9 protein-coding genes are annotated in these 12421 nt (G+C 64.2%); 8 read left to right on the top strand and 1 reads right to left on the bottom strand.

Translation table 11 applies throughout. The features are described 5' to 3' along the window. From BGO16_RS00925 to rocF, 8 genes are all read left to right on the top strand, one after another. The coding region (locus tag BGO16_RS00925; protein ID WP_292616320.1) for an acyltransferase family protein at nt 1-952 on the top strand (952 nt) is incomplete at its 5' end. 202 nt (nt 953-1154) lie between these two features. After that, nucleotides 1155-4103, top strand: coding sequence for a DNA polymerase I (gene polA, locus BGO16_RS00920; RefSeq protein ID WP_292616318.1), 2949 nt, complete (start codon nt 1155-1157; stop codon nt 4101-4103). 21 nt (nt 4104-4124) lie between these two features. Next, nucleotides 4125-4760: a LysE family translocator gene (locus tag BGO16_RS00915; RefSeq protein ID WP_292616315.1), complete on the top strand. Its 636-nt coding sequence runs from the start codon at nt 4125-4127 to the stop codon at nt 4758-4760. Nucleotides 4761-4851: 91 nt separating this feature from the next. Then, entirely contained in the window at nt 4852-5415 is a 564-nt protein-coding gene (gene pyrE, locus BGO16_RS00910) for an orotate phosphoribosyltransferase (protein ID WP_292616313.1), read from the top strand. A gap of 151 nt (nt 5416-5566) precedes the next feature. Continuing rightward, entirely contained in the window at nt 5567-6541 is a 975-nt protein-coding gene (locus tag BGO16_RS00905; protein WP_292616312.1) for a Ku protein, read from the top strand. 12 nt (nt 6542-6553) lie between these two features. Continuing rightward, entirely contained in the window at nt 6554-6742 is a 189-nt protein-coding gene (locus BGO16_RS00900; protein ID WP_292616310.1) for a hypothetical protein, read from the top strand. A gap of 64 nt (nt 6743-6806) precedes the next feature. Further along, complete coding sequence (gene ligD, locus BGO16_RS00895; protein ID WP_292616308.1) at nt 6807-9527, top strand: DNA ligase D; 2721 nt, start codon at nt 6807-6809, stop codon at nt 9525-9527. Next, nucleotides 9524-10501 (top strand): arginase, encoded by a 978-nt coding sequence (gene rocF / locus BGO16_RS00890; protein WP_292616306.1) that lies wholly within the window; start codon nt 9524-9526, stop codon nt 10499-10501. Before ligD ends, rocF begins: the two co-directional genes overlap by 4 nt. 26 nt (nt 10502-10527) lie before the next feature. Here the strand turns inward: rocF and BGO16_RS00885 are convergent, their stop codons facing one another. Continuing rightward, nucleotides 10528-12144 carry a phosphoenolpyruvate carboxykinase gene (locus BGO16_RS00885; RefSeq protein ID WP_292616329.1) on the bottom strand — a complete coding sequence of 539 codons (1617 nt, stop codon included), beginning with the start codon at nt 12142-12144 and terminating at the stop codon, nt 10528-10530. Between the last annotated feature and the right edge of the window lie 277 nt (nt 12145-12421).

Here is a 12421-nt window from a genome sequence, read left to right as displayed (position 1 = left end):
CTCGGTGCTGGGGGTCGAGGCCGCGGCCGGCCAGACCGGCTTCATGCACCTCGTGGTCGCCTTCGCCAAACCGTTCCGGATGCCCGATTTCTTCCTGATTTCCGGCCTGTTCCTGCCCCTCGTGATCAATCGCGACTGGCGTACCTATCTCGACCGCAAGGTGGTGCATTTCGCATATTTCTACGTGCTCTGGGTGACGATCCAGTTCGGCTTCAAGGCGCCCTCGTTCGCCGCCGAAGTTGGCTGGCCAGGCGTCGCCCGGCTTTACCTGATGTCGTTCATCGAGCCGTTCGGCACGCTGTGGTTCATCTACCTGCTGCCGGTGTTTTTCGTGGTCATCAAGGCCACACGCAACGTTTCGCCATGGGCGATCTGGGGCGCCGCCGCGGCGCTCGAGGCGGCGCATATCTCCACGGGGTGGACGCTGATCGACGAATTCGCCGCGCGTTTCGTCTACATCTATTCCGGCTACCTGTTCGCGAGCCATGTGTTCGCGTTGTCCAACCGCGCCCGCGCCTATCCGGTACTTGCGCTTGCCGGACTGGCACTGTGGGCGGTCACGAATGCCGGCCTCGTTTATACCGGCGTCAGCGAATGGCCTATCATCTCGCTCGCGCTCGGGCTGGCCGGTGCCTGCGCCATCATCACAACGGGCACGTTGCTGGCCAAAATGCGCTGGCTGGACGCCGTGCGCTATTGCGGCGAGCATTCCATCGTCATCTACCTCGCGTTCTTCCTGCCGATGGCGACGACGCGCACGCTGCTGCTGAAGACCGGCATCATCCACGATATCGGCACGGTGTCGCTGATCGTCACCATCGCCGGCGTGGTCGGCGCGGTGCTGACCTGGTGGGCCTGCCGCAATACGCGGGCGAACTTCCTGTTCGAGCGCCCGGACGCCTTCTGGATCGCGCCGAGAAAACGCCCGGCCGCGCTGCAGGCGGCGGAATAAGCCAGCCATCACGCGCGAAACCGAACGGACCCGCCGCGAATTTGCTGGCGATGGCGGGCCGCAAGGGGGTGCCATTGCGCGCAAGAGTCCTTAAGTTGCGGCCATGCCGAAGAAGCCAGCCGCCGAACCTGCCGCCACGACACCTGCCCCAGCCAGGCTCCCCGCCAGAGCCATCTCTGCGCCTGCGGCGGCAGGTGCCAGCATGCAGGGCCAGCACGTCTTTCTGGTCGACGGCTCCTCCTATATCTTCCGCGCCTATCACGCGCTGCCGCCGCTGAACCGCAAATCCGACGGGCTGCAGGTCAATGCGGTGCTCGGCTTCTGCAACATGCTGTGGAAGCTGTTGCGCGATATGCCGAAGGACGACAAGCCGACCCATCTCGCGATCATCTTCGACAAATCCGAAGTCACGTTCCGCAACAAGCTCTATGCCGACTACAAGGCGCATCGGCCGCCCGCGCCCGACGACCTGATCCCGCAATTCGCGCTGATCCGCGAGGCTGTGAAGGCGTTTGATCTTCCCTGCCTCGAACAGATCGGCTTCGAGGCCGACGACCTGATCGCGACCTATGTGCGGCAGGCCTGCGAGCGCGGCGCGACCGCAACCATCGTCTCCTCGGATAAGGACCTGATGCAGCTCGTCACCGACTGCGTCACCATGTACGACACCATGAAGGATCGCCGCCTCGGCGTTCCCGAGGTGATCGAGAAATTCGGCGTGCCGCCGGAAAAGGTCGTCGAGGTGCAGGCGCTGGCAGGCGACAGCGTCGATAACGTTCCGGGCGTGCCCGGCATCGGCGTCAAGACCGCGGCTCAGCTCATCACCGAATACGGCGACCTCGAAACGCTGCTGGCGCGCGCCGGCGAGATCAAACAGCCGAAGCGGCGCGAGGCACTGATCGAGAATGCGGAGAAGGCGCGCATTTCACGGCAACTCGTGCTGCTCGACGACAAAGTGCAGCTCGACGTGCCGCTGGAAGACCTCGCCGTGCAGGAGCCGGACGCGCGCAAGCTGATCGCTTTCCTCAAGGCGATGGAATTCACCACGCTGACGAAGCGCGTCGCGGAGTATTCGCAAGTCAATGCCGCCGAAATCGAGCCGGACAGAAAAAACGCGAGCGGCGTATCATCGGTGGCGGCCGTGGCCTCGAAGGACGCGGTCACTGGAGACTTGTTCGGAAACGACAGCAGCGCGAAAGCCGCTCCGGCGATCAGGGCAAAGGCGACAAGCGACACTGCAATCAAGACGCCGCAGGCCCTCGCTGCGGCGCGCCTTGAAGCCGTGCGCAAGTTGCCGGTTCAGCCAGACAAGTATGAGATCGTCCGCTCACTGGAGCGGCTGACGAACTGGATCGCCCGCATCGACAACGACGGCAGCTTCGCGCTCGAGGCGCTGGCGCCGACGATCGATCCCATGCAGGCCGAATTGTGCGGCATCGCGCTGGCGCTCGCGCCGAACGATGCCTGTTACGTGCCGCTTGGCCACAGGCAGTCCGGAGACGGGGCCGGGCTGTTTGCCGCCGGGCTTGCGCCGGACCAGATCGCAACCGCCGATGCGTTGAAGCTCCTGAAGCCGGTTCTCGAATCCCGCGGCCATCTGAAGGTCGGCTTCAACGTCAAATTCACCGCCGTGCTACTGGCCCGGCACGGCATCATCATGAAGAACAACGACGACGTCGAGTTGATCTCCTATGCGCTCGATGCCGGGCGCGGCTCGCATGATCTTCAATCGCTGGCAAAGCGCTGGCTCGGCCACGGCAGCTTGGGATATGGCGAGCTGATCGGCAGCGGCAGGAACAAGCTCGCCTACGATCAGGTGCCGATCGATCGCGCCACGACCTATGCCGCGGAATATGCCGACCTCGCCTTGCGGCTGTGGCAGGTCTTGAAGCCGCGGCTGGTCGCCGAGCGCATGACCGCCGTCTACGAAACGCTGGAGCGGCCGATGATCGCGACGCTGGCGCGGATGGAACAGCGCGGCATCACCATCGACCGTCAGGTGCTGTCGCGGCTCTCGGGTGAATTCGCGCAGACCGCCGCGCGCCTGGAAGCCGAGATTCAGGAACTGGCAGGCGAGCCGGTCAATGTCGGCAGCCCGAAGCAGATCGGCGAGATTATGTTCGGCAAGATGGGTTTGCCGGGCGGCAGCAAGACCAAGACCGGCGCCTGGTCGACCTCGGCGCAGATTCTCGACGAACTCGCCGAGCAGGGTCACGACTTCCCGCGCAAGATCCTCGACTGGCGTCAGGTCTCGAAGCTGAAATCAACTTATACCGACGCGCTGCCGGAACACGTCGATCCGCAGACCCGCCGTGTCCACACAACCTACGCACTCGCCGCCACCACCACGGGACGATTGTCGTCGAACGAGCCGAACCTGCAGAACATCCCGGTGCGCAATGAAGAGGGCCGCAAAATCCGCCGCGCCTTCATCGCGACGCCGGGCCACAAGCTGGTGTCGGCCGACTACTCCCAGATCGAGCTGCGGCTGCTCGCCGAGATCGCCGACATTCCGGTCCTGAAGCAGGCGTTCCGCGACGGGCTCGACATTCACGCCATGACGGCATCGGAGATGTTCGGCGTGCCGGTGCAGGGCATGCCCGGCGAAATCCGCCGCCGCGCCAAGGCGATCAACTTCGGCATCATCTACGGCATCTCGGCGTTCGGTCTCGCCAACCAGCTCGGCATCCCGCGCGAGGAGGCGGCCGCCTACATCAAGAAGTATTTCGAGCGCTTTCCCGGCATCCGCGCCTACATGGACGCGACCCGCGACTTCTGCCGCGAGCACGGCTATGTCACCACCCTGTTCGGCCGTAAATGCCACTACCCCGACATCCGGTCGCCGAACCCGTCGCACCGCGCGTTCAACGAGCGCGCCGCGATCAATGCGCGATTGCAGGGCACCGCCGCCGACATCATCCGCCGCGCCATGGCGCGGATGGACGAGGCGCTTGCCGAGAAGAAGCTGTCGGCGAAGATGCTGCTGCAGGTCCACGACGAATTGATCTTCGAGGTGCCCGACGACGAGGTGACGGCGACGCTGCCGGTGGTGCAGCATGTGATGCAGGACGCGCCGTTCCCGGCGGTGCTGCTGTCGGTGCCGCTGCGGGTCGACGCCCGCGCCGCCGACAACTGGGACGAGGCGCATTAAAGCATGTCTGCGGCCTGACCGATGAGCGACATTTTTTCGGGCTCGCTCGCCGCCTTCGCGCTGACATCGCTCGTCATCGAGATGACGCCGGGGCCGAACATGGCCTATCTTGCGGCGCTGTCGCTGTCGCAAGGCATCCGCGCCGGGCTCGCCGCCGTCGGCGGCGTCGCGCTCGGACTCTCCGTTTATGGCGCAGTGGCGGCGCTCGGCCTCAGCGCGGCGATCGACAATTCGCCGCTGCTCTATGAGGTGCTGCGCTGGGGCGGAGTCATTTATCTGCTGTGGCTCGCCTGGGAGGCGTGGGCGAGCGAGGCGGAGACCGCCCCCGAAAAAGCCGGCGATTCCGACATCCGGCCCGGACAGGCGTTTCGTCGCGGCCTGATCACCAACCTGCTCAACCCCAAGGCGGCGGTGTTCTACGTCGCGGTGCTTCCGGACTTCATCCAGCCCGACAGGGGATCGGTCGTGACGCAGACGCTTGGGCTGTCGGCGCTCTATGTCGGCATCGCCACACTCGTCCACCTCGTGATCGTGCTGCTGGCTTCGCGCCTGCAAAGCGCGATCCATACGCCGGAGAAGCGACGGGGCATCCGCCGCGTGCTGGCGGTTGCGCTGGCCGCCATCGCCGTGTGGTTCGCCTTCAGCACCGCCCGCTGATGGTGCCGCACTGAACTGTTGATGGACGCGCGGAAAAGTGGTTCACCCTTCCGATCGTCGCTAGATTAGCGCCACCCTTTCGAGCCTGTCCGTGTCCCAATCCGCCTCCCGCGCCCGCCTCGCCGAGATCATCCGCACCCGCTCGTTCGGGCGCGGCGAAATCACGCTGGCCTCAGGCCGCAAGAGCGATTTCTACTTTAACCTGAAGCCGACCATGCTCGACCCCGAAGGCGCGGCGCTGCTCGCGGAACTGAGCTTCGAGGCGCTCAAGGACGACGGACTCGACTATATCGGCGGGCTGGAGATGGGCGCGGTGCCCCTCGCCGGCGCCATCGCACAGTTGTCATGGCTGAAGCATCAGCCGATCGCCGCGTTCTTCGTGCGCAAGAAGCCGAAAGAGCATGGCGCGCGGCTGGCGGTGGAAGGCCTCGCCAAGGGCGAGAGCCTCAAGGGCAAGCGCGTCGTCATCGTCGAGGACGTCACCACCACCGGCGGCTCCGCCATCAAGGCGGTGGAGTCCGTGCGCGAAGCCGGCGGCGAGATCGTGCTGGTCTTCACCATGGTGGACCGCGAGGAGGGTGCTACGGAAACCTTCGCGCAGGCCGGCGTGCCGTTCCGCGCGCTGTACAAGGCGAGCGAATTCCTCAACCGGTAACCGCTTCGGACTTCAAGAACACAACCGGAACACACGGACTGCTGCGGCGGCCGCGGGTGTTCAGCCACGTTCCCGACTCGGAACGTTTCCCGCTCCGTGATATTGAATCAGGTCTGCCGTCCCCCGGCCCGTCGCGTATGGAGTTTGTCCGATGGCCCCGCGTGCGAACTGGAAAGGCTTTCTGCGCCTTTCACTCGTGACCTGTCCGGTCGCCCTGTTTCCGGCGACGTCGGAATCCGAGAAGGTCAGCTTCAACCAGATCAATCGCAAGACCGGCCACCGCATCAAATATCAGAAGGTCGACGCCGAGACCGGCGAGGAAGTCGATAACGCCGATATCGTCAAGGGCTACAAGATCGACAGCGACACCTATCTCGAAGTGACGAAAGACGAACTCGACAATATCGCGCTGGAGTCCACCCACACCATCGAGATCGACCGGTTCGTGCCGCGCGCCGAGATCGACGATCTTTATATCGTCAGGCCGTATTATCTGGTGCCCGACGGCAAGGTCGGCCACGATGCCTATGCCGTGATCCGCGACACCATCAAGGCGACGGGAAAGGTCGCGCTGGCGCGGGTGGTGCTCACCAACCGCGAGCACGTCATCGCGCTTGAAGCGCGCGACAACGGGCTGGTCGGCCTGCTGCTGCGCTACGCTTACGAGGTGCGCGACGCATCGGATTATTTCGACGACATCAAGGACGTGAAGATCACCAAGGACATGCTCGATCTCGCGCGGCACATCGTCGAGCAGAAATCGGGCCGCTTCGAGCCGACCGCTTTCGAGGACCACTATGAGGCCGCGCTGCTGGACCTGATCGAGCAGAAGCAGGCCGGCCACCCGATCGCCAAGGCCAAGGTCAAAACCGAAGGCAACGTCATCAACCTGATGGACGCGCTACGGCAGAGTTTGAAGGGCGGCAAATCCGCACCGGCCTCAAGCGACAAGCCGGCGCCAGCGAAAGGCAGGAAACCCAAAAAGCGCATCGAAGGCCAGCGCGAGATGCTGTTTCCGATCGAGGGCAAGAAGGCGGCAAAGGAGTCCAAGCGCGAGCCTGCGAAGCGTCCGGCCAGGACGCGCGGCGCGAACAAGACGCCCGCGGCGAAGCGCAAGGCCGGTTAGCTCATCGCGCCGATGCGCAAGCTGATCGCCTTCGACGACGAGACCATGGCGGCGCTGACGCGTCTCGGTCGGGATCGCATGGCGACGATACAGGATCTGGCCGACGAGGCATTCGCCGACCTCCTGAAGAAGCACGGCGTGCCGATCGACCTGAAGGACGCCTTGCGCAAGAGCGCGGGCGTAAGACGCAAAAAATCGTAACGTCGCGGCACCCGCGAGCGTTTCCGGGCGTTGCACATCGGATGATCCAACTGGAACCGACGCCGTGTCCTCCCGAAAGCTCAGCACCTATATCAAGAAGCGCGACTTCTCGAAAACCACAGAGCCGAGCGGCAAAGCGCGCGTCGCGGCTTCAAACCAACGGCGCTTCGTGATTCAGAAGCACGCCGCCACGCGGCTGCATTACGATTTTCGTCTCGAATATGACGGCGTGTTCAAGTCCTGGGCGGTGACGCGCGGGCCCTCCCTCGATCCGGGCGAGAAGCGGCTCGCGGTGGAGGTCGAGGATCATCCGCTCGACTACGGCGACTTCGAGGGCACCATCCCCAAGGGCCAGTACGGCGGCGGCACGGTGGAGATCTGGGACCGCGGCTACTGGTACGCCGAAGACCCGGCGAAAGGTCTCGCCAAGGGTGACCTCAAATTCGCGCTGATGGGTGAGAAACTCAAGGGCGAGTGGGTGCTGGTGCGCATGAAGCACGACCGCAGCGGCGGCAAGCGCACCAACTGGCTGCTGATCAAGCACCGCGATGACTACGCCAAGCCCGGCAGCGGCGAGGACGTGCTGAAGCAGGACCGCTCTGTCGCGTCGGGCCGCACGCTCGAACAGATCGCGCAAGGCCAGGGCAAGGCGCCGGAGCCTTTCATGATGACCGCGCGAACAGCCGGTTCCGATGCGGTCTGGAATTCCAACAAAGGCATTGCAGCGGAGGCGCGCGCGACAAAGACAAGCGCCAAACCGGCGTCAACGCGCAAGCGAGTGCCGAAAAAAGCCACGACACGAGCGAGCAAGACACGAGCGAGCCGGGCACAAACGAACGCCCGCGCCATCAAGGACGATATGCCCGACTTCACCGGGTTTCAGCTATGCGAAATTTCGGCGCGTCCGCCAACGGCGGAAGGCTGGGTGCACGAGATCAAGTTCGACGGTTACCGCATCCAGATGCGGATCGAGAACGGTGAGGTGACACTCAAAACCCGCAAGGGGCTCGACTGGACCGAGAAGTTTTCTGCCATCGCAAAAGCCGCCGCGAAGTTGCCCGACGCCATCATCGACGGCGAGATCGTCGCACTCGACAGCAAGGGCCATCCGGACTTTTCCGCGATGCAGGCCGCGCTATCCGATGGCAAGACGGACAATCTCGTGTTCTTCGCTTTCGACCTGCTGTTCGCCGGGGGCGAGGATCTGCGTCCCCTGCCGCTGCTCGCGCGCAAGGAACGGCTTCGCAAATTGCTCGGGCGCTCGGCGCAATCGAGCCGCTCCCCGATCCGCTACGTCGAGCATTTCAAGGCCGATGGCGAGCAGATGCTCGCATCGGCTCGCAAGTCCGGCCTCGAAGGCATCATCTCAAAGCAAGCGGATGCGCCTTATCGCCCCGGCCGAGGTGGAAGCTGGCTCAAGGTCAAGAGCCGCCCCGGCCATGAAGTCGTGATCGGCGGCTGGAAAACAACGGGCGGAAAATTCCGCTCGCTGATGGCCGGAGTCTATGAGGGCGATCGTCTCGTCTATACCGGCATCGTCGGCACCGGCTATGGTCGCGACACCGTGAAGCGCATCATGCCGGCGCTGAAGGCCGCCGCAGCCTCGAAAAGTCCGTTCTCCGGCAAGAATGCCCCCTCCGGCGGACGCGAGGTGCACTGGCTCAAGCCGAATCTCGTCGCCGAGATCGAATTCGCCGGCTGGACCAATGACGGCATGGTCCGGCAGGCTGCCTTCAAGGGTTTGCGCACAGACAAGCCGGCCGGCGAGGTCAAGGCGGAGATGCCGGTCCGCACCGCGGTGCCCAAGCTCGATGCAAGGGCAGCGGCCGCCGTGCGCACGGAGACCACCACCTCGCGCCAGCCACGCGCATATTCGGCGCGAGACCGCGCGGCGGTGATGGGCATTGCGATCTCGCACCCGGACAAGGCGCTATGGCCCGATGCCGGGGACAAACAGCCGGTCACCAAACGGGACCTTGCCGAATACATGGAGACCGTCGGCGATTGGATGATGCCACACATTCAGGGGCGGCCCTGTTCGATCGTGCGCGCTCCGGACGGCATCGACGGCCAACAATTTTTTCAACGCCATGCCATGCCGGGCCTGTCGGATCTTGTCACGCAGGCGAAGGTGTCCGGCGACCGCAAGCCTTATTTGCAGATCGACCGCGTCGAAGCGCTGGTCGCAGTCGCGCAGATCGGCGGTATCGAACTGCATCCGTGGAATTGCGCGCCCGACCAATACGCCGTGCCAGGGCGGCTGGTGTTCGATCTGGACCCGGCGCCGGAAGTGGCCTTCGCCCGCGTTATCGCCGCCGCAAAAGAGATGAAGGAGCGCCTGGAAGCGCTCGGACTTGCAACATTCTGCAAGACCACCGGCGGCAAGGGGCTGCACGTGGTCACGCCACTTGCAGTCAGGCCAAAGGACAGGTTGAACTGGAAGCAGGCAAAAATGTTCGCGCAGGCCGTCTGCGAACAAATGGCCGCCGACGCACCGGGAAACTATCTCGTCAACATGTCGAAGAAGCAGCGCGAGGGCAAAATCTTTCTCGATTATCTTCGCAACGACACCAAGTCGACCGCGGTTGCGCCGCTGTCGCCGCGCGCGCGCCCCGGCGCCACCGTGTCGATGCCGCTGAACTGGTCGCAGGTGAAAGCCGGCCTCGACCCAAAGCGCTTCACGTTACGCACCGCGCCTGATCTTCTGAAAAAGAGCAAGGCGTGGTCGGACTACGACGAGGCCACGCGCCCGCTGACGGCCGCGATCGGAAAGCTGGTCCGATGACGGAGACGACCGGCGGCCGTGCCGGACAGGTTGCGCTGCTTGGCGTTCCCATCGACATGGGCGCGGCGCAGCGCGGCACCCTGATGGGGCCGGCGGCGCTGCGAACCGCGGGCATCAAGCCGGTGCTGGAGGGCCTCGGCATCGACGTGACCGATCACGGCGACGTCTCGATCGATAACCTTGCGCCGGCAACCGGCCCTGTTCCCGCAAACGCCAACCACTACCGCGACATCCAGGCATGGGTCCGCGCGCTCAGCCCGCGCGCTTATGATGTGGCGAAGTCCGGCGCGATACCGATCTTTCTCGGCGGCGACCACAGCCTGTCGATGGGTTCGGTCAACGGCGTCGCGCGCTATTGGCATGAACGAGGCCGCGAGCTGTTCGTACTCTGGCTCGACGCCCACGCCGACTACAACACGCCGCTGACGACGATGACCTCCAACATGCACGGCATGTCCGCCGCCTTCCTGTGTGGCGAGCCTGGGCTCGACGGCCTGCTCGGCGACGAACCGCGTGCGTCGATCCCATCAGCGCATCTCGACCTGTTCGGCATCCATTCGATCGACCCGCTCGAGAAGAAGCTCGTGCATGACCGCCGCATCGCCATCGCCGACATGCGTGAGATCGACGAGTTCGGCGTGGCGGTGCTAATCCGCCGCGTCATCGATCGGGTCAAAGCGCAAAACGGGGTGCTGCACGTCAGCTTCGATCTCGATGTTCTTGATCCAACGGTGGCGCCCGGGGTCGGCACCACCGTTCCCGGCGGCGCGACCTATCGCGAGGCGCATCTCATCATGGAGCTGTTGCACGATTCCGGGCTGGTTCGTTCCGTCGATATCGTCGAACTCAATCCGTTTCTGGACGAGCGTGGGCGCACCGCGCGGGTCGCGGTCGAACTGATCGCCAGCCTGTTCGGGCAACAGATCACCGACCGTCCGACCCCCAGCAACACCCTGAGGCCGGACCGACGTTGAACGCAGCACCCGCGCGCGGTGCCGGCCTACTCCGCCGCCATCCGTGCCTCGGGCGCCGCGGCCCGAACCTCGGCATCGACATCGTTTTCGAACCTGACGAAATTCTTCTGAAACATGCCGACCAGCGCGCGCGCGGTCCGGTCGAACTCGGACTTGTCGGCCCAGGTCTTGATCGGGTTGAGGATATGGGGCTCGACGCCCGGCACCGATGTCGGCACCGCGAACCCGAAATAGCGGTCGGAGCGAAACTGGACCTTGCGCAGCGAACCATCGAGCGCGGCGCCAAGCAGCGCGCGAGTCACCCTGATCGGCATGCGGCGACCGGTGCCGTATTTGCCGCCGGTCCAGCCAGTGTTGACAAGCCAGCAATCGACATTGTGCCTCGCGATCAGTTCGCGCAGCATATTGCCGTAAACGCCGGGATCGCGCGGCAGGAACGGCGAGCCGAAGCAGGTGGAGAATTCCGGTTGCGGCTCGTCGCCGAGGCCGCGCTCGGTGCCTGCGACCTTCGCGGTGTAGCCGGACAGGAAATGATACATCGCCTGCGCCGGCGTCAGCCTGGCGATCGGCGGCAGCACGCCGAAGGCGTCGGCGGCCAGCATGACCAGATTCCTGGGCTGGCCGGCGCAACCGGTCGGCGAGGCGTTCGGAATGAATTCGAGCGGATAGGCCGAACGGGTGTTCTCGGTCTTCGAGCCGTCATCGAAATCGGGCACGCGCGTGGACTCGTCATGGGCGACGTTCTCCAGCACCGCGCCGAAACGTTTCGAGGCCGCATGGATCTCCGGCTCGGCCTCCTGCGACAGCCTGATGCATTTGGCATAGCAGCCGCCCTCGAAATTGAAGATGCCGCCCCGGCTCCAGCCATGCTCGTCGTCGCCGATCAGCGTGCGCTTTGGATCGGCGGACAGCGTGGTTTTTCCCGTACCCGAAAGGCCGAAGAAGATCGCGCTGTCGCCGCCTGCGCCGACATTGGCCGAGCAGTGCATCGGCAGCACGCCTTTGTCCGGCAGCAGGTAATTCAGCGTGGTGAAGATGCTCTTCTTCATCTCCCCCGCATAATGAGACCCGCCGATCAGAATGATCCCGCGGGTGAGATCGAGAGCCACGACATTTTCCGAGCGCACGCCGTGCCGTTTTGGATCGGCACGGAAACTCGGCAGGTCGATGAGGGTCAGTTCGGGAACGAAGTCCGCGAGTTCCGAGGTTTGCGGGCGGCGCAGCAGCGTGCGGATGAACAGTGAATGCCAGGCCAGCTCGGTGAAAATGCGGGTCCTGATGCCGAAATTCGGATCCGCGCCGGCATGGAGATCCTGCGCGAACAGCGTCATGCCCCCGGCATGCGCAATGAAATCGGCATGCAGCGCTGCGAATTGCTCGGGCGTGATCGACTGGTTTCCATCCCACCAGATTTTGGTCTCGGTCACCGCGTCGCGGACCGTAAACTTGTCCTTCGGGCTTCGGCCGGTGAACACGCCGGTGTCCGCGCACAGCGCGCCGTCGGCGTTCACCATCGCTTCCCCGTTGCGTAGCGCGTGCTCGTAGAGTTGCGGCGCGCCGAGATTCCAGTACACGGCCTTGAGATTCCGTAAGCCGAACTTGTCAGCGCCGAAGGCGCCGTTACGCTCGCCCGTCTCATGCACGGAGAATTCCTCCTCGAACTCCCGCATCGCCGGCGCGATCATCGCCGATCGCACAGCTGCCGCAACGACCTCAATATAACCTCTCCGGCCCGCATCCCGCGGCCGGATGGTTGATGAAACGCCGGAACCGCCAAGCCGATCCGTGGCAACCTCAGTGTCCCGATTCCGAAGTTCGTATACCTTGCAGCAACCTCTGATGCGAACTTCGGAATCAAAGGGACGCTAGCAACTTTATGATCCTAGTGTGGTTTAGGTTCAGAAGTTCGCTTGACGGACT

It is taken from the genome of Nitrobacter sp. 62-23 (assembly GCF_001897285.1).
Taxonomy (GTDB): Bacteria; Pseudomonadota; Alphaproteobacteria; order Rhizobiales; family Xanthobacteraceae; genus Nitrobacter.
Note: the sequence above shows the minus strand (reverse complement) of the source record. Positions and strands in the feature narration are given on the sequence as shown.